Source organism: Microbacterium sp. JB110, from assembly GCF_003335195.1.
GTDB lineage: Bacteria > Actinomycetota > Actinomycetes > Actinomycetales > Microbacteriaceae > Microbacterium.
Map to the genome: position 1 here is coordinate 41,022 of NZ_QPGM01000001.1, position 23,120 is coordinate 64,141.

17 protein-coding genes and 1 tRNA gene are annotated in these 23,120 nt (G+C 68.9%); 12 read left to right on the forward strand and 6 right to left on the reverse strand.

Going from position 1 to position 23,120, the window contains the following annotated elements:
- Window positions 1–55: 55 nt before the first annotated feature.
- Window positions 56–2,347 (reverse strand): vWA domain-containing protein, encoded by a 2,292-nt coding sequence (locus CIK77_RS00210; protein WP_087055672.1) that lies wholly within the window; start codon window positions 2,345–2,347, stop codon window positions 56–58.
- Between the two features lie 237 nt (window positions 2,348–2,584).
- Here CIK77_RS00210 and CIK77_RS00215 point away from each other — a divergent pair, with 237 nt between their 5' ends.
- Window positions 2,585–4,456: a gamma-glutamylcyclotransferase gene (locus tag CIK77_RS00215; protein WP_087055671.1), complete on the forward strand. Its 1,872-nt coding sequence runs from the start codon at window positions 2,585–2,587 to the stop codon at window positions 4,454–4,456.
- Between the two features lie 87 nt (window positions 4,457–4,543).
- Here CIK77_RS00215 and pgi read toward each other — a convergent pair whose 3' ends face one another.
- Entirely contained in the window at window positions 4,544–6,220 is a 1,677-nt protein-coding gene (pgi, locus tag CIK77_RS00220; RefSeq protein WP_087055670.1) for a glucose-6-phosphate isomerase, read from the reverse strand.
- Between the two features lie 137 nt (window positions 6,221–6,357).
- Here pgi and CIK77_RS00225 point away from each other — a divergent pair, with 137 nt between their 5' ends.
- The 6 genes from CIK77_RS00225 (at window position 6,358) to CIK77_RS00245 (ending at window position 13,480) form a co-directional block, all read left to right on the forward strand.
- Window positions 6,358–7,365 (forward strand): CobW family GTP-binding protein, encoded by a 1,008-nt coding sequence (locus CIK77_RS00225; protein ID WP_249268654.1) that lies wholly within the window; start codon window positions 6,358–6,360, stop codon window positions 7,363–7,365.
- Window positions 7,366–7,434: 69 nt separating this feature from the next.
- Window positions 7,435–7,941, forward strand: a complete 507-nt coding sequence (locus CIK77_RS00230; RefSeq protein WP_087055668.1) for a flavin reductase family protein — start codon at window positions 7,435–7,437, stop codon at window positions 7,939–7,941.
- A gap of 82 nt (window positions 7,942–8,023) precedes the next feature.
- Window positions 8,024–8,095 (forward strand) — tRNA-OTHER (locus CIK77_RS17535).
- Window positions 8,096–8,306: 211 nt separating this feature from the next.
- Complete coding sequence (locus CIK77_RS00235) at window positions 8,307–8,951, forward strand: NAD(P)-dependent oxidoreductase (RefSeq protein WP_087055667.1); 645 nt, start codon at window positions 8,307–8,309, stop codon at window positions 8,949–8,951.
- A 93-nt stretch (window positions 8,952–9,044) separates the two neighbouring features.
- Window positions 9,045–11,561, forward strand: a complete 2,517-nt coding sequence (pepN, locus tag CIK77_RS00240; RefSeq protein ID WP_087055666.1) for an aminopeptidase N — start codon at window positions 9,045–9,047, stop codon at window positions 11,559–11,561.
- A gap of 314 nt (window positions 11,562–11,875) precedes the next feature.
- A complete protein-coding gene (locus CIK77_RS00245; protein ID WP_087055665.1) occupies window positions 11,876–13,480 on the forward strand; it encodes an HNH endonuclease signature motif containing protein in 1,605 nt (534 codons plus the stop codon).
- 353 nt (window positions 13,481–13,833) lie between these two features.
- On the opposite strand, the gene CIK77_RS00250 is transcribed toward CIK77_RS00245, so the two are convergent.
- Together CIK77_RS00250 and CIK77_RS00255 are read right to left on the reverse strand one after the other, a co-directional pair.
- A complete protein-coding gene (locus tag CIK77_RS00250; RefSeq protein ID WP_140403553.1) occupies window positions 13,834–14,592 on the reverse strand; it encodes an ABC transporter permease in 759 nt (252 codons plus the stop codon).
- A complete protein-coding gene (locus CIK77_RS00255; protein WP_087055663.1) occupies window positions 14,589–15,308 on the reverse strand; it encodes an ABC transporter ATP-binding protein in 720 nt (239 codons plus the stop codon). The genes CIK77_RS00250 and CIK77_RS00255 overlap by 4 nt, the downstream gene beginning before the upstream one ends.
- A 129-nt stretch (window positions 15,309–15,437) precedes the next feature.
- Here CIK77_RS00255 and CIK77_RS00260 point away from each other — a divergent pair, with 129 nt between their 5' ends.
- Both CIK77_RS00260 and CIK77_RS00265 read left to right on the forward strand, forming a co-directional pair.
- Entirely contained in the window at window positions 15,438–16,787 is a 1,350-nt protein-coding gene (locus CIK77_RS00260) for a sensor histidine kinase (RefSeq protein ID WP_170934190.1), read from the forward strand.
- Window positions 16,780–17,433 (forward strand): response regulator, encoded by a 654-nt coding sequence (locus tag CIK77_RS00265; protein ID WP_087055661.1) that lies wholly within the window; start codon window positions 16,780–16,782, stop codon window positions 17,431–17,433. The genes CIK77_RS00260 and CIK77_RS00265 overlap by 8 nt, the downstream gene beginning before the upstream one ends.
- A gap of 46 nt (window positions 17,434–17,479) precedes the next feature.
- On the opposite strand, the gene CIK77_RS00270 is transcribed toward CIK77_RS00265, so the two are convergent.
- Together CIK77_RS00270 and CIK77_RS00275 are read right to left on the reverse strand one after the other, a co-directional pair.
- Window positions 17,480–18,085 carry a GNAT family N-acetyltransferase gene (locus tag CIK77_RS00270; RefSeq protein WP_087055660.1) on the reverse strand — a complete coding sequence of 202 codons (606 nt, stop codon included), beginning with the start codon at window positions 18,083–18,085 and terminating at the stop codon, window positions 17,480–17,482.
- 109 nt (window positions 18,086–18,194) lie between these two features.
- Complete coding sequence (locus CIK77_RS00275; RefSeq protein WP_087055659.1) at window positions 18,195–19,289, reverse strand: LOG family protein; 1,095 nt, start codon at window positions 19,287–19,289, stop codon at window positions 18,195–18,197.
- 167 nt (window positions 19,290–19,456) lie between these two features.
- Here CIK77_RS00275 and CIK77_RS00280 point away from each other — a divergent pair, with 167 nt between their 5' ends.
- The 3 genes from CIK77_RS00280 (at window position 19,457) to ftsX (ending at window position 22,982) form a co-directional block, all read left to right on the forward strand.
- Window positions 19,457–20,869 carry a sugar porter family MFS transporter gene (locus CIK77_RS00280; RefSeq protein ID WP_087055658.1) on the forward strand — a complete coding sequence of 471 codons (1,413 nt, stop codon included), beginning with the start codon at window positions 19,457–19,459 and terminating at the stop codon, window positions 20,867–20,869.
- A 179-nt stretch (window positions 20,870–21,048) separates the two neighbouring features.
- On the forward strand, window positions 21,049–22,068 hold the full coding sequence (ftsE, locus tag CIK77_RS00285) for a cell division ATP-binding protein FtsE (RefSeq protein WP_087055657.1): 1,020 nt from the start codon (window positions 21,049–21,051) through the stop codon (window positions 22,066–22,068).
- A complete protein-coding gene (gene ftsX, locus CIK77_RS00290) occupies window positions 22,065–22,982 on the forward strand; it encodes a permease-like cell division protein FtsX (RefSeq protein WP_087055656.1) in 918 nt (305 codons plus the stop codon). The genes ftsE and ftsX overlap by 4 nt, the downstream gene beginning before the upstream one ends.
- Window positions 22,983–23,120: the final 138 nt, after the last annotated feature.

Below are 23,120 nucleotides of genomic sequence, written 5' to 3' on the forward strand. Positions count from 1 at the left end.
TGCGTGTGAAGGGGCGAGGGGTATCGGATTTCAACGGGGGTTCGGGAGTGAGAGGTCAGGGGAGCGCGGTGACAGGACCGGATGCGGTGCACACCGTCGACTCGTTCGGCTCCAGGTCGATGTCTTCGCATGCGGCCGTTCCGACGCGGTCGTCGACCACCTCGATGTCGTGCAGCGTGGTCTCGCCGGTGTTGGTCACCGTGTACGTCCAGGTGACCGTGGTGCCGCTGGTGACAGCGTCCCCGGCGGGGATCTCGGTTGCGTCATCGAGACCCTCGGCCGTCGGGGTGTCCCACGCGGACTTCACGATCGAGATGCCGGGTACGAGGCTCTGCACGTTGAGGAAGGTGCACGCGACGCGGTCGCCCGGCATCACGGATAACTGGTCGGGGTCGTCCGCGGCGCCGTCGTTCACGGTGCACGTCGCGCTGTCGAGCGACCAACCGTCCTGCAGCTGCCCGGCGGAGAGGACTTCGTCGAGCGACACATCGGCGGCCTCTGCGGGCGAGGGGGTTGCGAACTGCAGCGCCCATGTCACCGTTCCCGAGCCGTCGGTCGTCTGCTCGGAGTCGGGAGAGAGCACGCCGTTCGTCGTCTCGGCGGAGAACGTCCATCCGGCGCCGCCGTTGTCTGGGGTGTCTTCGCCGTAGGCGCGGGTGTTCTTGGTGACCTCGATCGTGGCCTGGCAGGTGGCCCCACGGGCGACGTCTTCGAGCAGACCGGCGAGCTCGCTCCACGACGACTGGAAGTAGTCGGCATCCTGTGCGGCGGTGCCCGATCCGTACGGAGTCTCACCGGCGACGGCGCGCAGATTCGCCGCGGATCCGCTCGTGCCGTCTCCGACGCCCACAGCGAGCACCCTGGTGCCCTGTGCCTTGAGCGCGTTGGCGGAGTAGACCGCGTTCTCAGTCTCGATGAAGCGGGAGTCCATGCCGTTGCCGCCGTCGCGGTACGCCGTGGCGACGCCGTCGGTGACGACGATGGCGAGGTCGTAGTCCGCCTGATCGGCGGCCGCCTGCCAGATCCCCTCGTCCCAGTTCGTTCCGCCGCCTGCCGTGTAGTCGTCGATCCGGTCCTTGATGGTGTCGGCGTTGCCTGTGCCATCGATCGACATGGAAGCGTAGTTGCGACCGCTGCTGCCGTTGTTGCGCGGTGCGTTGTCGGCGAACGTGTAGAGCGCCATGGACGAACCGGTGCCGACGAGAGCGTCGACCATGTCTTTCCCCGCCTGCCGCAGGTCGCCGAGCGCGCCGGCATCGCCGACGGATCCCGACAGATCGAGGATCAGAGCCGCGCTGACGCCTGCCTGGCAGGTCTGCGGAAGCTGCGGATTCGTGTGTGCGACCTGCCAGATCCCGCTGGAGGAGCGGTCGCCGTCCCACGACATGAAGTCGTCGCCCGACCGGTACGTCTCGCCCGCCTCGACGCCGGGGGTGCGGAACGCGTAGTCGAGCTCGCCGGAGTCCGTCGAGAGCGCGTCGTTGAGGTACCAGCCGTTGGGGGCATCGACGGCCGCGACCCAGAAGCGGCGGTCGTGGTTCTCCCCGCCCTCCTGCACGACGGTCTCCTCCCACTCGAGGCAGACGATGAACCAGCTCACGCACTCGCGCTCGACGATCTCGTCCTGAACGTCGGGCACGACGAAGGAGCAGTCGCCGTCGGAGTCGGAGACGCACTGCGACCATGACTCGCTTATGGGCGATCCCGCGCCGCCGTTGCCGCCGTCGAAGAGCTCGAGGGTGACACCCGCCAGATCCGACACCGTCGAGCCTGCGGTGCGCTCGCCGCCGACCGAGACGGTGATCACGGCGGACTCACTCGAGGGGGAGGGCACGGCGAACGGGGCGACAGCCTCATCCGCGCTTCCATCGGTGCTGTCCGTCGCCTCAGGCGACGGCGCAGGGGCGTCGTCGGCCTCTTCGTCTGCGGAGGCTTCATCCGACGGTGCGTCAGCATCTGTGTCGGGGGACGGGTTCTGCGCGTCGTCGACGGCGCCGTCAGGCTTCGAAGCGCCGCCGTCATCCGTCGCGCTCTCGTCACCTGCTCCATCGGTGCCGTTCGGCGCGCTGTCGCCGTCGGCACCGTCGGTGTCGTTCTGCGCGCTTTCGTCGTTCTGGCCGACCGCGTCGCCCTTGGCCGCCTGATCTCCGGCGTCGGCGTCATCCGGCGCGTTCTGCGCCTGGGCGGCGACGACCTGGTCCTCGGCGACCGCGGGGTCGTCGGCGATCGCCGCGGCAGTCGTCATCGTGGTTCCCACGAGCAGGGTGAGCACGGTCAGCAGCGCAGTGGGGCGCCATCCGGCGCGTCGAACGTCTCGCTCGTGAGCGCGTCGGTGGGCTTTCGTCACGCGTACTTCTCCTCTGTCGTGATGGGCCGTGCGGTGCGTCGTCGAGCGGGGTTCCTCGTGGCGCTGGCGGCCAGCCCGCAGCGAATGCGGGCACCTGATCAACATATGAACGCCCGTTCCGCCGGTGAACTGGCCGGTAGGCCAGGATGTCGGCCAGGTGAGGCGTTGGGAAGGCGACCAGGTGCCGGGATTCCGGCGGCTCGGATGTCGCTCGGTGATGCTGGATAGGCTCGACGCATGAACGACAACGTGCTGACTGACCCGTTCGCGGCCGAGTGCTCGCCGAGAGAGATCCCGCTGTCGTACCCGGGGCATCGTCCGAAGCACTCGACGGTGATCACGTCTGACGCGCTGTGGCCCATCCTCGACCGGAACGGGCAGGACCTGGCATGGTCGTGCGACCACGTGCAACGACTGCCGATGTGCCGGGTGGCGCTCGAAGGAGAGGAAGCGGTGAGTCTCGGGCTCGCGCGAACAGTCCATCCGTACCTGTCCTCTGTGCTCGAAGAGTCACAGGGCGTGAGCCCGAACGGACGAGTTCCCGTGCTGGCGATCGGCTCGAACGCCGCGCCGGCGCAGCTGCGGCACAAGTTCCGCACCTCCCTGTCGAACACGCCGCTGTTCGTGCCATCGATCCGAGCGCGAGTGTCGGGAATGCGGGCCGCGTTCTGTTCGTTCGTCTCGCCGTTGGGCTACGTTCCGGCGACGATGGTTCAGGATGAGCGCGCCGAGACGGAGATGGCGTTGCAGCTGCTCGACGAAGCGCAGCTCAGGCAGATCGATGCCAGCGAGAGCACAGCCTACAAACGTGTCTGGGTGGAGACACCGATCCTGCTCGAGACGGGCGAACTGCTTCCCGGCGCCTACGCATACGTCGCGCGGCACGGCTCTCTCGGTGACGGCACCGGGGCATGGATCATGGGCGTGCCGGGAGATGCTCTGCCGTCTGAGGTGAGCGAATCCCGGTGGTTCCCCGACCAGGAGAGTCTGCTCTCGCGGTTGTGCGCAGAGCCGACTCTCGCCGAGGCGCTCGGCGCGACGCCGCACGAGATCATCGCGAGCGGCGTCGACATGGAGACCTCTTTCGACGCGCTCCGGTCGGCGGGCCTCGTCCGAGAGGACAACCCGCTGTTCGAACTGCCGGATGAGATCGGCGCTCGCCCTCGCCGCTACGGAGCTCTTTTCTCGTCCGGTGTCGCTGAACCAACGGAAGACGGCGTCATCGCGACGGCCGGGCCCTCGATCGACTACCTGGAACGTCGGGGACGGTCAGTCGTGCGTCTGGGAGCCGAGGTCGACCGCCTGCTCGACCGTCCCCAGAACGTGGAGCTCGTCTCCGCCGAACTCGTGGGCCGCGTCGGCGAGAGCGCCCCGCGGGTGGTCGCGACGGTGCTCCGAGGCCGAGACTCCGGACACCAGTCGCCTGATGCTCACGCGATCGAGGTCGACAACGTGCTGCGCATGGGCATCGGAGCCGAGACCGGAGAGCGCGTTCTGGTGCGCGCGGCCGGCGTCCGCAGAGCGCGTTGGCCGGATGCGATCCTCGGGCCGCCCAATTCTCTGACGATGCGTGTCACTCTGGCGGATCCGGCCACGACCGAGCGCGACGTCTGTCTGATGAGCGCACTGTCGCTGCAGCTCCTCGGCATCTCGAGCGGAGACTACGTCGTGCTGGAGGGCGCGGTGAGCTCCTCGGGCCGCGTGCCGACCGTCGCGGTGAAGGCCTTCGAAGTCCCGGATGACATCCGGCTCGAACGACAGCGTGTGTCGAGCGGAACATGGGGCGCCCGGTTTCCCGGCGTGAGGGAGACGCTCGGCATCGCTCCGGACATCCCGCTCGTGTTCGCGGACGCATCGACCAGGGCACGGCTCGGCATCGGACGGCAGGAGCTCGGCACTCTGCGCGCCCGTCCCGCGCGCCTGCAGCAGTTCGGCGCCGAACTCCGCGAGACGCTCATCCTGCTTGCGGTCGCGCTGGTCGGACTGCTCACCGTCGTGCCGAGCGCTGTGATCGCCTTCGTCTTCTTCGGCGCGCTCGTCGTCGGGACCTTCGGGCTCACACTGCTCAAACTGCGCCGAAGGCTCTCGCATCCGAGAGCCAGGGGATAGGCGGGCTCTGATGCACGATCCCCACCAGGTGTGACGAGGGAGGCCTGCAACATCCCATACCGCAGGCCTCCCTCGTCGGCGATTCGCCTATGCCGTGCGGTGCTGCTGGTAGTAGGCGAGCAGGGCCTGTGTCGAGGCGTCCTGTGCCTCCAGAGCGGTGCGGTCGCCCTCGATTGCCGGAGCGATCTGCAGGGCGAGCTGCTTGCCCAGTTCGACGCCCCACTGGTCGAAGGAGTTGATGCCCCAGATCACGCCCTGCGTGAAGGTGATGTGCTCGTACAGCGCGATGAGCTGGCCGAGCACGGACGGGGTGAGTGCCGGTGCGAAGATCGACGTCGTCGGTCGGTTGCCCTCGAAGGTGCGGGCGGCGACCAGCGGGCCTGTCGTGCCTTCCGCCTCGACCTCGGCGGACGTCTTGCCGAACGCGAGTGCCTTGGTCTGTGCGAGGAAGTTCGCCAGGAACAAGCCGTGCACGTCGCGCTCGCCGTCCTTCAACGCGTGCGCGGGATTCACGAACGCGATGAAATCGGCGGGGATCAGGCGGGTGCCCTGGTGGATGAGCTGGTAGAAGGCGTGCTGCCCGTTCGTGCCGGGCTCGCCCCAGAACACCTCGCCGGTGTCTGTGGTGACGGGGGTGCCGTCCCAGCGCACCGACTTGCCGTTCGACTCCATCGTGAGCTGCTGCAGATAGGCGGCGAAGCGGCTCAGCTGCTGGGCGTAGGGCAGGACGGCGTGCGACTGCGAACCGAGGAAGTTCGTGTACCAGACGTTGAGCAGGCCCATCAGAACGGGAACGTTCTTCTCCAGCGGCGTGGTGCGCACGTGCTCGTCGACGGCGTGGAACCCGGCGAGCAGCTCGCGGAAGGCCGGGGGCCCGAACACGATCGCCAGCGACGTGCCGATCGATGAATCGACCGAGTACCGTCCGCCGACCCAGTCCCAGAACCCGAACGCGTTGTCCGTGTCGATGCCGAACTCGGCGACCTTGTCGAGGGCGGTCGACACGGCGATGAAGTGGCGCGCGACGGCCTCGTCCTTCGCCTCGTCGTCACCGTCGATCACGCCTCGTTCTGCGAGCTGCGTCCACAGCCAGTCGCGCGCGAGCCGGGCGTTGGTCAGTGTCTCGAGCGTTGTGAAGGTCTTCGACGCGACGATGAACAGCGTCGTCTCGGGGTCGAGGTCGGAGATCTTCTGTGCGAGGTCTGTGGGGTCGATGTTCGACACGAAGCGCGCCTCGATGCCCGCGTCCGCGTAGGGACGCAGCGCCTCGTAGACCATCACGGGGCCGAGGTCGCTGCCGCCGATGCCGATGTTGACGACGTGCGTGACGCGCTTGCCTGTCACGCCGACCCACTCGCCGCTGCGCACGCGGTCGGCGAAGGCGGAGACCTTCGCGAGGACCTCCTGCACGTCGGCGTCGATGTTCTGGCCGTCGACGACGAGGGAGCCGCCAGCGGGGCGGCGCAGCGCGGTATGCAGCACCGCACGGTCCTCGGTGGTGTTGATGTGCTCGCCCGCGAGCATCGCCGAGTAGCGCTCGGCGACGCCCGCCTCGTCTGCCAGCTTCACGAGCGACGCGAGGATCTCGTCGGTGACGAGGTTCTTCGACAGGTCGACGTGCAGGTCGGCGAGGTCGAGGCTGAGCCGATCGGCGCGCTCGGCGTCCTGCGCGAACCAGCCGCGCAGATCGGGGGTGAGGGCGTCGCGGTGAGCGGAGAGCTCCGCCCAAGCGGTGGTGGTCGTGGGATCGACGGGAGCAGTCATGACTCAAACCTACCGAGCACAGTGCCCCGCGGCCGCCGATTTCGTCGCGTGCCGCTTCTCTCACGGCGCAGCGATGCGTGTCGTGAGGCCGGGGTCGCCTACGCTGGTGAGATCGGTTATCACGAATGGGGGTCCGGATGAGCGTGCCGGTCATCGCCCTGACGGGGCCGCTGGGAGCGGGCAAGACGACGGTTCTGAACCATCTGCTCGCCGCTCCCGGTGCTCGCGTCGGTGTCGTCATCAACGACTTCGGCGCGATCAACGTCGATGCCGGGCTTGTGGTCGGCCAGGTCGACGAGGCCGCGTCGATTGCGGGCGGCTGCGTGTGCTGCATGCCGGATGCCGGCGGCCTCGACGAAGCGCTCGACACTCTCACCGATCCGAGGCTGCGTCTCGATGCGGTCATCGTGGAGGCCAGCGGTGTGGCGGAACCCGTGGCGCTCGCCAGGCTCATCCGGTTCAGCGGCGCGGATCGCGCTCGTCTCGGGGGAGCGGTCGAGGTCATCGATGCCGTCGAACACGAGCGATCGGTCCAGGCGGGGCTCGTCGCGCCAGCGCGCTACGCCGCAGCCACCCTCGCTGTCGTGAACAAGCTCGACCTGGTGCCGGATGCCGAGCGTGCGGCGCGAGAAGTCGCGCTCGGCGCGATGATCCGCGAGCACAATCCCGCGGTCGAGGTGGTGCCGGCCGAGCGCGGAGCGATCGACCCAGCGCTCGTGTTCGACGTCGCAGGTGAGGACGACCCGCTGGACCAGCTGCCGATCTCGCAGCTGCTGCGGGAGGAGCTCGCGACCGAGCCCGCGCACACGCACGCCGACTCGGCCGGCGGCGTCGCGGACGGACCCGTCGACCCCGGTGCGCTGATCGATCTGCTCGAGAACCCGCCGGCAGGGGCATACCGGATCAAAGGCACCGTGCCGGTGCGCACCGGCCGCGGCCAGCGGATCTACACGGTGCACCGCGTCGGACGTTCCGTGCACGTCGAGAAGGCGCCGGCCGGACGAGCGGCCGACGGCCTCGTGGCGATCGGCCTGCATCTCGACGCCGCAGCGCACGTCCGGATCGTCGAGGCGCTTCGGCCTGCCGCGGCGCCGTCGTCGGAGGGGATGCGTCGTCTCGAGCGCTATCAGCGACTGAGCAGGTAGGCGAGGACTGTCAGCGAACCCGCGTGCGGATCCGGCGCCCGTCCCATCCGGAGCGCGTACCGTCGAAGTATGCAGTCGAATGAAGCAGAACTGGGCGATGCGTTCAAGACCGTGTTCCGCACGCACCCGGCGGCCGTCACGATCGTCACGGCGAGCACCCCATCCGGCCCCGTGGGGCTCACGGCGTCGAGCGTGAGCTCGGTGGCCGCCGTGCCCCCTGCCGTGTCGTTCTCCGTCACCCGGGCCACCGGAACGGCCGGCGCGATCCTGGAAGCGGACAACCTCTCGATCCACTTCCTCACCGACGAGCACGTCGACACCGCGCTGGCATTCGCCGTCTCGGGCAGGGAGCGCTTCACAGCCGAGCAGGGCTGGACCTTCGACGAACACGGCAATGCGACGCTCGCGGGCGCCCGCGCAACGCTGCGCGGACGGATCCGCGACAGCATCAGGGTGTCGGACTCGTCGCTGGTGATCGCCGACATCGTCGAGGTGTGCCCCGCGGAGATCGGCGCACCGCTCCTGTACGAGAACCGCACCTTCTTCCGCTTCGACCCGAACGGTGCGGCGCTCTGAGGCGTGTTCAGGAACGTCATAGCGAAAAGATCCGCAACACCGGGTGACAGGGTGCGCGGGCCTCGATAACGTGGAAGCGTCGCGCGGCGATCCGAGTGGTCTCGGTCAGCGGTTCATACCGACTGAGCAGCGGGTTCGACTCCCGTCGCCGCGTCTGTTTCGCCGCGGTCGCCCGGCGAGTCGGAGGTGGGCCGCTCCGGGCATCCGGAGTGGCCCACGCCGGGTCCGTGAGCGTGTCGCCCGTATCCTTCATCCGGGTGGAATCGGTGTCCTTCGACCGGATGGAAGAAGTGGGAACACAGCGCGGGCGCGCGTGGTTGCATGACCCAGACGGCCACGACAGAGGGCCGCGATTCGGAGGAAACATGACGCGACTGGCCGTTATCGGAGGCACCGGGTACGCCGGTGGGCACATCATCGAGCAGGCGAAGGCGAAGGGCATCGACGTCGTCTCGTACTCGCGCACGCGGCCGGAGACGCCCATCGACGGCGTCGAGTACCGCACGGGTGACTTCACAGACGAGAAGGTGGCGTCGGAGATCGTGGCGGATGCCGATGTGGTGGTCGTCACGGCCGCTCCGCGCGGCGACATGCTCGGCCGTGTCGAGACGGGCACCGCGCAGCTGGCCGACCTGGCCGCGGCGTCGGGCACTCGCCTCTTCGTCGTCGGAGGAGCGGGATCGCTGCGGGCCTACGAGGGCGGGCCGCTGGTGTTCGACACCGAAGGCTTCCCCGAGCCGGTGCAGCCCGAGGCGCGCGAGGCCGCCCGCATGCTCGACGCACTGCGAGAGCGCGGTGACGACCTCGACTGGTGCTACATCAGCCCGGCCGCCGGCTTCGGTTCGTTCGCTCCAGGCGAGGCACGCGGCACGTATCGCACGGGCGGCGATGTGCTCGTCACCGACGAGGCGGGTGAGTCCTTCATCTCCGGTGCGGACTTCGGCCTCGCCATCGCCGACGAGGTGGCGACCCCCGCGCACCGCGGCACCCGCTTCACCGTCGCGTACTGATCTCGGGCGCTGCGATGCTCGTGAAACCGTTGCGCTCGCAGCGGCACCGGGCTTCGCAGCGCACCTGGGCGCGGGAAGTGCGAGCATGGGGGAGTGACGACAGCGAACGCTTCAGCCAATCTCACCCGTGACGAGACTGCGGCGCGCGCCGCAGCCTTCACCGTCTCCGCAGAGCATGTCGCGCTCGACGTGACCAGAGCGCGGGACGGGGGCACAGCGGGCTTCGGCGTGGTCGCAGTGCTCGAGATCGAGGCGACGGCACCGGAGACCTGGGTCGATTTCATCGGCGAGAGCGTCGACTCGGTGTCGGTGAACGGTGCGGCCCGCGATGTGGAGTGGGACGGCGCACGCATCCGCGTGACCGGCCTCGAAGATGGACGCAACCTCATCCGGATCTCCGCCACGGGCGCGTACAGCCGCTCGGGCGAGGGCCTTCACCGCTTCGTCGACCCCGCCGACGGCGAGACATACCTGTACACGCAGTACGAGCCGGCGGATGCGCGGCGCGTGACGCCGTGCTTCGAGCAGCCGGACATGAAGGCGCGCTGGAGCTTCGAGGTGAGCGCGCCGACCGGATGGATCGTGCTGAACAACGCCCCGGTCGTCGGTGTCGCGGAGCGCGAGAATGCGCAGACCGTGCGCTTCGCCGAGACGCTGCCGATTCCCAGCTACATCACGGCGGTCGCCGCCGGACCGTACCATCGCGAGACGGGGGAGTGGACGCGCGGCGATCAGCGTGTGCAGCTCGGTGTGCTGTGCCGGGCGTCGCTGTCGGAGCATCTCGACGCGGAGAACATCCTCGAGGTGACCAGGCAGGGGCTCGACTTCTACGACGACGCGTTCGCGTACCCGTATCCGTGGGGCAAGTACGACCAGATCTTCGTTCCGGAGTACAACCTCGGCGCGATGGAGAATCCGGGGCTGGTCACCTTCACCGAGGATTACGTGTTCCGGGGTGCGGCGACCAGAGCGCAGCACGAGGGACGTGCGAACACGATCCTGCACGAGATGGCGCACATGTGGTTCGGGGACCTCGCCACCATGCGCTGGTGGGACGACCTGTGGCTGAAGGAATCCTTCGCCGACTACATGGGCTCGCACGCGTCGGCGGCAGCCACGCAGTACACCGACGCGTGGGTGTCGTTCGCCAACCGCCGCAAGGCGTGGGCGTACCAGGCGGATCAGCTGCCCACGACGCATCCGGTCGTCGCCGACATCCCCGACCTCGAGGCGGCCAAGCTCAACTTCGACGGCATCACCTACGCCAAGGGCGCTTCCGTGCTCAAGCAGCTCGTCGCGTTCGTCGGCGAGGAGGCGTTCTTCGAGGCGTCGCGTCGCTACTTCGCCTCGCACGCCTTCGGCAGCACGACGCTGGAGGATCTGCTGGCACCGCTGGCGGATGCGTCTGGCCGCGATGTGCGGGCCTGGGCGGCCTCGTGGCTGTCCACGAGCGGGATGTCCACCGTCGCAATCGACCGTGACGGCGACGACGTCGCCATCACGCAGACGGATCCGCGCCCGCACCGGATCGCCGTCGGCGTGTACCGGATCACCGACGGCAGGCTGCACCGCACGTCGCGCATCGATCTGGACATCGCTGATGAGCGCACGTCGCTGGCAGGTCCCGCTGCTGAGGCGGTGAGGCGGGCCGATCTCGTGCTCGTGAACGAGGGAGACCTCACCTACGCCAAGGCCCGCCTTGATGCGCGCTCGATCGAGGCGGCATCCGAGGTGCTGTCCACGCTCCGAGACGACCTGGCGCGAGGGCTCGTCTGGTCGTCGCTGTGGAACGCCGTGCGAGACGGCGAACTCGCCGTCGCCCGCTACCTCGACATCGTCCGCCGCCACGCCGGGGGAGAGGCGCACGTGGGGCTGCTCTCCCAGACGCTCGACAATGCGGCGTTCGCCGTGGGCCACTACGTGCCGGATGTCTCCAGCGGAAATGAGAAGCGCGCATGGCTGGAGGCGACGTGGCACGGCATGCACGCGGCGGACGCGGGAAGCGACGCGCAGCTGGCGTGGGCGCGCGCCGTCGCAGGTGCCGCGGCGCACGACGACCACCTGGCGGACGACATCCGGGGCCTGCTCGAAGGGCACGGTGTGCCGGAGGGGCTCCCGCTCGACCCCGACCTGCGCTGGAGCCTGCTGGCCGCGCTCGCCGCAGCCGGCCGCGCGACTGACGAGGACGCCGATGCGGAACTCGCCCGCGATGACACGATGTCGGGCCGCACGGCGTGGGTGCGCGTGCGCGCTTCGACACCGGACGCGGGTGTGCGCGAGCGCGCCTGGCGTGCGGCGTGGGAGGACGAGACGCTGACGAACGACCACCTCTCCGCGACGATCTCGGGCGTGCGCGCCGGGGGAAGGCGCGACCTCATCGAACGCTTCGACACCGACTACTTCGCCAGGCTGCGCGACGTGTGGGCGACGCGCAGCATCGAGATCGCCAGGCGCCTCGTGCGCGACCTGTTCCCGCAGCGCGACGACCTCGCGCTCGCCGATGCGTGGCTCGAGGAGAACGCGGACGCCCCCGGTTCGCTGCGCCGGCTCGTGATCGAGCAGCGCGACCACCTGCGCCGCGATCTGGATGTGCGCGCGGCGAACGCGTAATCAGCGAACGTCGCAGAGCGCTGACGAAGCGCCGCAGCGGTGCGCACGACCGTTCGCGCCCTGGGCTGGCCGCACGCGCGGCGCTGCCCGCTGGCTCCGAGGCTGTGACCAGGGAAGCGATCTCGCGGGTGGACGCCGATCTGGCCGAACGGATCAGGCTCGTGCACCGGGACGGGTTCTCGCTGGTCCATGCGGCTGAGCTGTGCGGCGTCCCCGCCTCGACGGCCAGGGGCGCTATCAGCGGGAGGCGCTGGAACCGGTGACTGCTGATCGGCGCTGAGGTCGAATGTCGGAGGCCGATTTTAGAATGAAGCATGGAACTTTTCACCGACATCGACGAGCAGGTGGCGCGGCTGCGCGGCCTGCTCGGCGGCGGTGCTGAAGGAGCAGACGATGTCGTGTCGGTGATGCGGGCGCTCGACGATAAGGGTCTCGCGGAGGTCATGGAGACGGCCGCGAAGCTCTCGCGCTCCGTCGACCGCATCGGCGTGGTCGGCGCGGGTGTTGTGGCCGAGCGGTCGACGCGCGAGGCGGGGCATGACGGGTTCGCGCAGAAGCGTGGGCACCGCAAGGCGACGGACTTCATCCAGGGCGTCACCGGCGGGTCGAAGGGCGACGCCTATCAGCGCATTCGCGTCGGCACGTCGATTCTCGGCGGGTTTCTGTCGGCGTCGGGGCGCCAGAGCGGGGCCGGTGACGAGGAGTCGGGCGGCGCTGCGAGCGGTGAGGTGCAGCCAGACTTCGGTGATCAGATGGGGGACGACGGCAGCCCGGATGGCAGCGACGCGTCGCGTGCACCGACGACGCCGCCGTCGTGGCATACGCCGCTCGATTACGCGCTCGTGCGCGGTGGGCTCTCGCAGGCGCAGTACGACGCGATCTTCCGAGGGCTCGGGGAGCCTCCGGCGGGGCCCGCCGCGGGCACGATGTCGGATGGCATGCCGCTCGACCCGGCCGTTGGCGCACGCATCGAGGGGGAGTTCCGCGAGGCGTGGCGTCTCGCGGCGGAGCAGCTCGTCGACGAGGCTGCGCACCGTTCCGTGGAAGAGCTGCGCACCGCCGCGCGCACGATCCGCGATCGCCTCGACCCCGACGGCGCCGACAGGCGATACTTCGAGCGGTATGAGGCGCGCTCCTACCGGATGTGGGTCGACGCCGATGGCCGTTCGCACGGATCATTCGTCTTCGATGACGAGGGCGCCGCGTTCGTGCGGAGCGTGCTCGACAGTGCCCTGCGCCCACGACTGGGCGGGCCCCGCTTCGTCGATGCCGCCGAGAAGGAAGCGGCGCAGCGGCTCGTCGACGATCCGCGCACCTTCGAGCAGCTCTCCTACGATCTTCTGTTCGACGTGATCCGGTCGGGAACGCTGGCCGATGCGAAGGCCGTGCACGGCACGAAGCAGGCGGGCGTGCGACTGGTGCGGGTCGTCGATTCGTCGGGTGATACCGACGGCGCTGCGCACACTGAGGATCGGCTGACGCGCGTGCCCGCACCGGTCGCCGACCAGCATGCCTGCGACACCGGCACGGTGCCGGTGTCAGCGACACGAGCGGGCGACCCGCTCAACGTGGGCCGAGAGCACCGGCTGTTCACACCCGCGCAGCGCATCGCCCTCGCCGTCCGCGACGGCGGCTGCCGCTGGCGCGGCTGCGACCGGCCCGCGTCCTACTGCGAAGCGCACCACATCGACCACTTCGCCGAGGGCGGCCGCACGGACGTCGACCGAGGCATCCTGCTGTGCCGCTTCCATCACATGCGGCTGCACACCGGCGGTTATCGCATCACCCGCACCGGCAAGCGCGACTTCGTCCTGCACGATCCCGGCGGAGAGACAAAAGACCTCCCTCCGCGGCTGGCGCTGGAGTATGCCTTCCACGGCATAGACCCGCCGCCGAAGAGATTCCGGCCCGCTGCGTGACCCAGGCGGGACGCTGCGCGAGACGATTCGCAACCGATGGAACTGACTGCTGTCGGCGACGATGCACCGGCGAGCCAACACGGACGTGTCCGGCGCCAGCGTGTCGCCGCGGTCCTGCCGACGCCGAGGCATCTGACGTCGCCCTCGATCGCTACGGGACTGTGCATCTCGACCGCATCGCACTGGCACCGCGATGGACTCTGCGCACATCAGCGGCCGGGTCTGTGGTGGTTGAGCTCATTGCGCGTGAGGAACCACGGATACGTCCTCTTGTCGCAGTTGGAGGGATCGGCTCGAAGGAGATCAGATGAGACGCGGGCCGTCGCCGCAGACGACGGCCCGCGTCTCATGGGCTACGCGACTTCGCGGCGCGCGGTGCGCACGAGCCCGAACCCGAGCGGGACGAGGCACCAGACGGTGACGACCGTCGCCAGCTGTCCCCATTCCGCATTGCTGCTGAGGGAACCGGTGAGCAGCGGCAGGGTCGCGCTCGAGAGGTCCACCCACGGAACCACGTCCGCGAGCGCGGGGATCAATGCGAGCACGCCCACAGCCAGCGGCAGCACGATGAACGCGACGATGGCGAGCGGAGTGCTGAGCAGCAGGAGTCCGAAGCCCACGCCCATCGCCACATAGATCACCATCGCGGCTGCCTGGCCGAGAACGAAGCCGGCATCCACGGTCCAGGATCCGTTGCCGTCGAACGCTGTGATCCCGATGAGGTTTGCGATCGCGGCCGCCCCGAAGGTCGCCGCCACGACCACGAAGCCGAGCAGCAGAGACGAGACGAGCTTCGCGGCGTTCACAAGCGTTCGCCGAGGCTCGAGCGCGAACGTCGACAGTCCTGTGCGCTGCGTCCACTCACTCGTGGCGGCGAGCACGCCGATGAACGGCAGGAGCAGACCCCATCCGCCCGATGAGAAGTCGAGGAACGCCCGCCACGTGAGCCCTTCGGATTCGAATATCCACAGCGGCAGGACGGCGGCGCCGATCGTGATCACGGCGATGGCGATCAGGATCCACAGGCCCGCGCGTGTGTCGAGCTGCTTGCGCAGTTCGACGCGCACGTGGCGGACGAACGGAACCCTGCTGCCTTCCAATACCGGAGTCATGCTGCTGCTCCCTCTCGATCCTGGTGTGCGGTGGCGCCGAAGAACAGATCCTCCAGGGAACCGTCGGCGGTGAGGGAAGTCTTCGTCCCCTCGGCGAGCACGCGACCGCCGCCCATGATGACGATGTCATCTGCGATCTGGTCGATCTCGGCGAGCTGGTGCGACGAGAGCAGAACGGTGCCGCCCTCGTTCGCGAACTCGCGCAGCAGATCGCGCATCCAGCGGATCCCCGACGGATCCAGACCGTTCGCGGGCTCGTCGAGGATCAGCACCGACGGATCAGCGAGCAGCGCCTGTGCGATTCCGAGCCGCTGCCGCATGCCGAGCGAGTAACCGCCGGTGCGGCGGCCGGCTTCCTTCTTCGTCAGCCCGACGCGCGAGAGCGCACGGTCGACCGCCTCCGGCCCGAGCCCCATCGTCATCGCCGCGAGAGTGAGCGTCTCACGTCCCGTGCGCCCCTTGTGAACGGCGGACGCATCGAGCAGTACGCCCACGTGGCGGCCAGGGTTCGGCACGTCGGTGAACGGTACGCCCAGAATTCGCGCCTCGCCCGAGTCAGGGCGCGCGAACCCGACGAGCATCCGCATCGTCGTCGACTTTCCGGCACCGTTCGGTCCGAGGAAGCCCGTGACGCGGTAGGGCTTCGCCGTGAACGACACGCTGTCCACGGCGATGGTCGATCCGTACTTCTTGGTCAGTTCCTTCGCTTCGATCATGCCTCCACACTCCCGCGCAGGGGCAGGGCCGCACATCGCACCGGCGGCTGTTTCGACTCCACCCTTCGGCGGATCCCGTCGAGCCGCGCGGGGGAGGGCACGGGGCTCTGGCATCAGTAGGGTCGAATGGTGACGACAGCACACCCGCGGATCGAGTACGCGACCGGCGCGCGCCTGCGCGCATGGTCGCGCGTGTGGCGGTACCTGGTGGTCATCACATCAGGGATCCTCGCGTGGATCCTGTTCTACGGCTACGTCGCTCTGGAAGTCGAGGCGGGGCGGGCTTCCGGATCCGCGTTCTTCGGCCTGGCGATGGTCGACGCGGCGGTGTTCGTGATCGCTACGTGCCTCCTCCCTCTGCGCCGTCGCGCGCCCGCGACGATCGCGATCGTGACGTCGCTCATGGGAGCGGTGTCGACGATGACTCAGGCGGGGCCGGCGCAGCTCGCGGCCGTCTCCAATGCAACACACCGGCGCTGGCTGCCGATCGTCGCGAACGGCGTTGCGATGACAAGCGGCGTGTGGGCTTATGAGCAGCTGATTCCTGGCGAACTCATCGGACGGCTCGAGTGGTGGATCCTGATCCCGGTGCTCGCCGTCTCCTTCCTCGTTCCGGCGAGCTTCGGTCTCTACATCGGTGCCCGCCGTGCGCTGCTGTCGTCCCTGCACGACCGTGCGATCGAGGCTGAACGTGAGGGAGAACTGCAGGTGCAGGCGGCCCAGGCGGGTGAGCGCACGCGCATCGCCCGCGAGATGCACGACCTGCTTGCGCATCGGATCTCGCTGGTCGCGATGCACGCCGGGGCGCTGACATACCGCGAGGACCTCACACGCGAGGAGACGCACCGCACGGCAGCGCTCGTGCAGGACAACGCTCGGCGAGCCATGGCAGAACTGCGGCAGGTGCTCGGGGTGCTGAAAGCGTCGGACGGGAGGATCGAGCCGCCGCAGCCGACGCTCGCCGCACTGCCAGCGCTGTTCGTGGACGCGCGTGCGGCCGGAGCGGTGATCGATGTCGAAGGGTCGCTTCTGACGGACGTGCCGGTTGCGGTCGGACGAGCGGTTGCGGCTCGCGGCGATGCCGACAGTGCGAGCCTCACGGCGAGCGCATCCGGATCGGGTGACGCGTCACCTGTTCGCTCCGCTCCGCATGACCCAGCGCAGCCGCCGGAGCTCGTCTCACGCACCGCGTTCCGCGTCGTGCAGGAGGCGATGACGAACGCACGCAAGCACGCGCCCGGTGCATCGATCCGAGTGCGCCTCGACGGGCATCCGGGTGGACTGCTCGCGATCGAGGTGACGAACGGTTCCCCGGGCCCCGCCGCGCACGCTGTGGTCGGGGAGGGCACGGGCATGGGGCTCGCGGGCCTCCGCGAGCGGGTCGACCTTGCAGGAGGGACGATCGACTACGGTCCGAACGGAAAGAACGGATTCGCTGTGCGCGCATGGTTGCCTTGGGAGGACAACCCGGATGAGTGAGACGATCAGAATCGTGCTCGTCGATGACGACCCGCTGGTGCGGGCAGGACTGACGATGATTCTCGGCGGCGGCTCAGGCATCGACGTCGTCGCGGAGGCTGCGAACGGGCGCGAGGGCGCTGACCTCATCGCACGCGAGCGACCGCACGTCGCGCTGATGGATATCCGGATGCCGGTGATGGACGGCCTCGCCGCGGTGCGGGAGATCGCGGCGAGTGGGTCCGCGACGCGCGTGATCGTGCTGACGACATTCGACACGGACGACATGGTGCTGACCGCGCTGCGCGACGGCGCTGCCGGGTTCCTGCTCAAAGACACTCCGCCCGCCGATCTCATCGATGCCGTGCGACGCGTCGCGCGCGGCGAGCCGATGCTCTCCCCGAGCGTGACGAATCGGCTCATCGCTGCCGCGACGAGCACTCATGCGCCGTCCGCGGGCTCCCGTGAGGTCGTGGCGTCGCTGACCGAACGCGAACACGAGGTGGCGGCAGCCGTCGCACGTGGCCTGTCGAATGCTGAGATCGCTGCAGAACTCTTCATCGGCGTCGCCACAGTCAAGACCCACATCGGCCATCTGTTCACGAAGTTCGCCGCCGAGAACCGGGTGCAGCTCGCCCGTCGCGTCCACGACGCCGGGGTGCGGTAGCAAGCATCGATTCTCGCCAACGGGCGGGAGCTGAGTCCGCGCCGGCTCACTCGAACCGCATGCCCAGCACCAGCTCGTCCGGCCGCGACGCGAGCGTCTCGAAGCCCAGCCGCCGGTAGAAGCCGATCGCGTTCTCGTTCTCGGGAGCGACGCCGAGGTGCACGCCCGCGCAGCCGTGTCGTCGCAGGGCGCCGGTCAGCGCCTCGATGAGCGCGCGACCCATGCCGCCGCCGCGGCTGCGCTCCAGCAGGTTGATGTGCAGGTGCGCAGGGAACCGCGCGAGGAGCTCATCCGCTGCCGCCGGAGGTCGATGAAAGCGCCGGATCAGCCGGGTATCCGGGGTGTCCGCGCTCTCCATCTCGGGTGTCAGCGGATACTGCTCGCGCAGCACCGGCCACCAGTGCTGCTCCATCCACGTTTCGAAGGCGCGCGTGTCCGGTGCGCCGACCGCGTATCCGCCGACGCCGTGCTCGTCCACGGCGACCAAGGCGAACTCCGGCTCTCCCGCCAGGTACGCCCCAGCGTAGGCATGGCCCAGCAGATCGGGGTTCGCGTGGTCGTCGGTGGCGTCACCGCCGGCTGCGCCGGTCTGCAAGCAGACTCGGTACACCCCCGGCGCGTCGTGCGCGCTCGCGCGGCGGATGCGTCCCATGCGCCCAGGCTACGCGTGTGCTCAGCTCGGGCACGTCGCCGCGATCGCACGACCTGCGCCGTGACCATCAGTGCGGCTCGTCCGGTGTCGCCCGGAGCACGGCTCCCGCCTACGTGAGCAGCGCCGCCGCCTCACCCACGGTGTCGACCAGGTGCACGTGCGGCTCCATCGCCCGGCCGCGGGCGAGCGCGCGCAGCAACGGCCACGCGGGCAGAGTCTGCGTCCAGTACTCCCGACCGACGAGCACCATCGGGGCGATGGCGTCGTCCGTGGCGTAGTAGTTCTCGCAGGCATCCTGGAAGATCTCCTGCACGGTGCCAGCTGCACCGGGAAGGAACACGATGCCGGCGTCTGCGATCTCCAGCAGGATCGACTCGCGCAGGGCATTGCGGAAGTACTTGGCGATCGCGGTGGGGAAGGGGCTGGGCGGTTCGTGCCCGTAGTGCCAGGTCGGGATTCCGAGCGAATCGACCGGATCCGGGAGCGTCGCCACGATCTCAAGGGCCGGTTCGAGCCACGCATCGACCGACGGGTGGAAGGAAGGCACCCGCGCGAGCTCGCGAAGTGCGTCGTCCAGCGCGGATTCCGGATGGCGCGCAAGGCGCGCGCCGAGGTTGGCCGCCTCCATCGCGCCGGGCCCGCCGCCCGTGGCGACGGTGATCCCGCCGTCCCTCTGACCTGTTGCGAGCAGACGCCCGAGGCCGGCCGCTTCCGCGTAGCCGGCGTCTCCTCTGGCGAGCGAATGCCCGCCCATCACACCGGCGATCCGGCGTTCGGCAGTCCAGTCGGACAGCGCGCTGTCGATCGCCTCGTCGTGCAGCGCCCTGGCGAGCAGATCATCCGGTTCCCTGCGCCGGTTCTGCCACGAATAGGCGCGAGCATCGACCGAATCCTCGTAGTGGTGAGCGTCGAACAGCTCCGCTGCGGTGTAGAGGCTCTGCCGCCGGATGTCGACGGGTGTCGTCGACACATCTGGCAGCACGAGCGCGCCGCGCGCGGCGTGCAGGGCTGCGTCGTCCGGCGCGAAGACGCACCCGGCGAAAGTCGTGCGCGACGTGTCGCGCTCACGCAGTCGACCGGAGCGCTCCCGCAGGTCGACGCCGACGATGCGCCATCCGGTGAGCCTGGTCGATGTGTCGGCGAGACGTGCGTCGAGCTCCTCGACGGAGGTGACCGTCACGACGCGTCCGCGTGTGTGCTTCACGACCTCATCTTCGCATCGGAACGGCGTCTCAGACCGGTCGCCCTGGTCTCGGAAGCCGGGGAGCTGGTAAGGAGTAGGGTATTGGGCGGCCGGGCGCGGAGCGCGTCGCGACCCCTTCAGTCCCCACACCATCCGGGCGGCGGGCGATCCACAAGATCGGACGAATCATGACAAGCGCACAGGTGCCGCGCATCAGCGGCCGCGTCATCGGCATCTCCATCGCGGCGGCCCTCGGCGGCTTCCTCTTCGGCTACGACACCTCGGTGATCAACGGCGCCGTGGATGCCCTCTCCGCCGACTTCGCCCTCGGCGCAGGCCTGCAGGGATTCGCCGTGTCGATCGCGCTGCTCGGCTGCGCGCTTGGCGCATGGTTCGCAGGCAGCCTCGCCAACCGATTCGGGCGCGTCCCCGTCATGCTCGTGGCCGCCATCCTGTTCTTCATCTCGGCGATCGGTTCCGGCTTCGCCTTCGGCGTCGGCGATCTCATGGCCTGGCGCGCCGTCGGCGGGCTCGGGGTCGGGGCGGCCTCGGTCATCGCCCCCGCCTACATCGCGGAGGTGTCGCCTGCTCGAGTGCGCGGCCGGCTCGGCTCGCTTCAGCAGCTCGCCATCGTGAGCGGCATCTTCGCCGCGCTGCTGACCAACGCGATCCTCGTAGCCACCTCCGGCGGCGCGGCCGAGACGTTCTGGTTCGGCATCGAGACCTGGCGCTGGATGTTCATGGTCGAAGCGATCCCCGCCGTCGTGTACGGCGCGATGTCGCTGCGCCTGCCGGAGTCGCCGCGTTACCTCGTGCGCAAGGGCGACGTCGATCGCGCATCGCAGGTGCTCTACGACTTCAGCGGCGAGCCGGATGTGAACCTCAAGATCCAGCAGATCCGCGACTCGCTGCACGACGAGACGAAGGAATCGCTGCGCGATCTCGCCGGGCGCGCTTTCGGCCTGAAGCCGATCGTCTGGGTCGGCATCCTGCTGAGCGTGTTCCAGCAGTTCGTCGGAATCAACGTGATCTTCTACTACTCCACGACGCTGTGGCGCTCGGTCGGCTTCAGCGAGGACAGCGCCCTGCTCACCAGCGTGATCTCGTCGGTCACGAACATCGTCGTCACGATCGTCGCGATCCTGCTCGTCGACAAGGTCGGCCGCAAGGCGCTGCTCGTGGCCGGTTCGATCCTGATGACGATCGCACTGGGCACGATGGCCGTCGCGTTCTCCTTCGCGCAGCTCGTCACAGCGGACGACGGCTCCGTCTCCGCCAGCCTCGAGGCGCCGTGGTCCATCATCGCGCTCGTCGCCGCGAACCTGTTCGTCGTCGGATTCGGGGCCACATGGGGTCCGATCGTGTGGGTGCTGCTCGGTGAGATGTTCCCGAACCGCTTCCGCGCCAGCGCCCTCGCCGTCGCAGCGGCCGCCCAATGGCTCGCGAACTTCGCCATCTCGACCACGTTCCCGTGGCTCAGCGGCATCTCCCTCACTCTTGCGTACGGGGTGTACGCCGCATTCAGCGCTCTCTCGCTGGTGTTCGTCGTGTTCAAGGTGCGCGAGACGAAGGGCAGAGAACTGGAGTCGATGGAGGGGTAGCGAACGGAGCGCCGGAGGCGAGAAGTGCCGAGCCCGCGTCTGGCGGAGTTCTCGTCGGTCAGGGCGCGCTCGGTGCGTTCGTGCTCCTGTGCGGTGGATGTGATTGCCAGCGATATCGCAGGTCGGGCTGGTGTGTCGCAGGCGGGCGGCGGATCCCTGCCGCTTAGCCTGGGTACGCCATGATCCGGTTCGAAAACGTCACCAAGCGCTATCGCGGAACGGCGGCGCCCGCACTCGACGATGTCACCTTCGACGTCGATCGCGGCGAGTTCGTCTTCCTGGTCGGTCCCTCCGGGTCCGGCAAGTCGTCGTGCCTGCGGCTCATCCTTCGAGAGGACGTGCCCTCCCAGGGCAAGGTCCTCGCCCTGGGCCGCGACACCAAGACACTGTCGAACCGACGCACGCCGTTCTTCCGGCGTCACATCGGGTCCGTGTTCCAGGACTTCCGGCTGCTGCCGTCGAAGAACGTGTTCCAGAACGTCGCCTTCGCGCTGCAGGTGATCGGTGCATCTCGGGCCATGATTAAGCAGGCAGTGCCTGAGGCGCTGGATCGCGTCGGGCTGAAGGACATGGCCAAGCGCATGCCGCATGAGCTGTCGGGCGGTGAGCAGCAGCGCATCGCGATCGCCCGCGCACTGGTGAACCGTCCGCAGGTCCTGCTGGCGGACGAGCCGACCGGCAACCTCGACCCGAAGACGTCGGCCGACATCATGGACCTGCTCGCGCAGATCAACGACGGCGGAACGACCGTCATCATGGCGACGCACGAGGCCGCGATCGTCGACCGGATGCGTCGCCGCGTGATCGAGCTGGCGGACGGTCGACTGCTGCGCGACGAAGTATCGGGCGGCTACGGCGACAGCTCTGCCGTGCAGCGCATCCGTGCGAAGACGGAGAAGGGTGCATCCTCCACCGCCGCGCTCACCGAGGTGCTCGAGGCCCAGCGCGAGGTGTCGGGGCACCTGGAGACGGGCACGGTCACGCCGCTGGCGACCGACGCGGCTTCAGACGTCACGAGCGCCCAGAGCGCTGAGGTGCCGGATCCTCAGACACCGGATGAGGCGGCCGAGCAGGCATCGGACGAACGGCCCGCTCGCCGGAAGCGGGAGGCGAGGACCGGTGCCGATGTGACGGACGTCGGCGTCGCCGATCGCCTCGGCCTGCAGGGCGACGATGAGGAAGTGGGACCCACCTCGTGAACTTCGGTCTCATCGTGGGCGAGGCCTTCAGCGGGCTGCGCCGCAACCTCTCGATGGTCGTCTCCATCATCCTGGTCACCTTCGTCTCGCTCACCTTCGTCGGTGCCGCGATCCTGATGCAGTCGCAGATCTCGACGATGCGCGACTACTTCCAGGACCGCGCTCAGGTCGACGTGTACCTCTGCTCCGACATCTCCTCCGCAGACACCTGCCTCGACGGCACCGCGGATGACGAGAAGATCGCCGAGCTCGAGGACCAACTGAACTCGGACACGCTCAGTCCGCTCATCCAGGACTACCGCTTCGAGTCGCAGGCGGAGGCGTACAAGCTCAACGTCGAGAACTTCCCGGAGACGGCGGAGAGCCTGCGCGAGGAATGGACGAACGCGGTGTTCCACATCACGCTCGTCGCCCCAGACGATCCGCGCAACGCCGAAGCCGTCGTCGAGTCGTTCAGCGATACGGATGGCGTCGAAGAGGTCAGCAATCAGATGGCCTATCTGCAGCCGCTGTTCACGGCTCTGACCATCGCGACGTACGTGGCGGTCGGAATCGCTGCACTCATGCTGATCTCGGCGGTGCTCCTGATCGGCACGACCATCCGGCTGTCGGCGTACGCCCGTCGCCGCGAAGTCGGCATCATGCGCCTCGTCGGCGCGTCGAACCGCGCGATTCAGACGCCCTTCGTGCTCGAGGGCGTCATCGCGGCGTTCGTCGGCTCCGTGCTCGCCAGCGGTGCGATCGTCGCGATGGTGCACTTCGGCGTGACCGGGTACCTCGCGCAGCGCATGGGCCCGATCCCGTGGGTCGGCATGCCGGAGGCGCTCGTGGTCGTGATCGTCATCGTGGCGCTCGGTGTCCTGCTGTCGGCGGTGTCCGCCGGCTTCGCCATCCGCCGCTGGCTCCGAGCCTGACGCGCGCGGGAGCACGCGCCTGACTGCGTTGTCGTCGGTCGACGTGCGAAGCCGCTTCCTTCGTCCGCCTTGCCATGCACGCACCGGAGCCCCGTTGTGGCGGCGAATCGTGAGCGCCGTGCGGCGTCGCCGTCGGTG

Bases quoted from the DNA above. Each gene is read 5' to 3' on its own strand.
- CIK77_RS00215 (WP_087055671.1), top strand. From the start codon at position 2,585: ATGAACGACAACGTGCTGACTGACCCGTTCGCGGCCGAGTGCTCGCCG.
- pgi (WP_087055670.1), bottom strand. From the start codon at position 6,220: ATGACTGCTCCCGTCGATCCCACGACCACCACCGCTTGGGCGGAGCTC.
- CIK77_RS00225 (WP_249268654.1), top strand. From the start codon at position 6,358: ATGAGCGTGCCGGTCATCGCCCTGACGGGGCCGCTGGGAGCGGGCAAG.
- CIK77_RS00230 (WP_087055668.1), top strand. From the start codon at position 7,435: ATGCAGTCGAATGAAGCAGAACTGGGCGATGCGTTCAAGACCGTGTTC.
- CIK77_RS00235 (WP_087055667.1), top strand. From the start codon at position 8,307: ATGACGCGACTGGCCGTTATCGGAGGCACCGGGTACGCCGGTGGGCAC.
- CIK77_RS00245 (WP_087055665.1), top strand. From the start codon at position 11,876: ATGGAACTTTTCACCGACATCGACGAGCAGGTGGCGCGGCTGCGCGGC.
- CIK77_RS00250 (WP_140403553.1), bottom strand. From the start codon at position 14,592: ATGACTCCGGTATTGGAAGGCAGCAGGGTTCCGTTCGTCCGCCACGTG.
- CIK77_RS00255 (WP_087055663.1), bottom strand. From the start codon at position 15,308: ATGATCGAAGCGAAGGAACTGACCAAGAAGTACGGATCGACCATCGCC.
- CIK77_RS00265 (WP_087055661.1), top strand. From the start codon at position 16,780: ATGAGTGAGACGATCAGAATCGTGCTCGTCGATGACGACCCGCTGGTG.
- CIK77_RS00270 (WP_087055660.1), bottom strand. From the start codon at position 18,085: ATGGGACGCATCCGCCGCGCGAGCGCGCACGACGCGCCGGGGGTGTAC.
- CIK77_RS00280 (WP_087055658.1), top strand. From the start codon at position 19,457: ATGACAAGCGCACAGGTGCCGCGCATCAGCGGCCGCGTCATCGGCATC.
- ftsE (WP_087055657.1), top strand. From the start codon at position 21,049: ATGATCCGGTTCGAAAACGTCACCAAGCGCTATCGCGGAACGGCGGCG.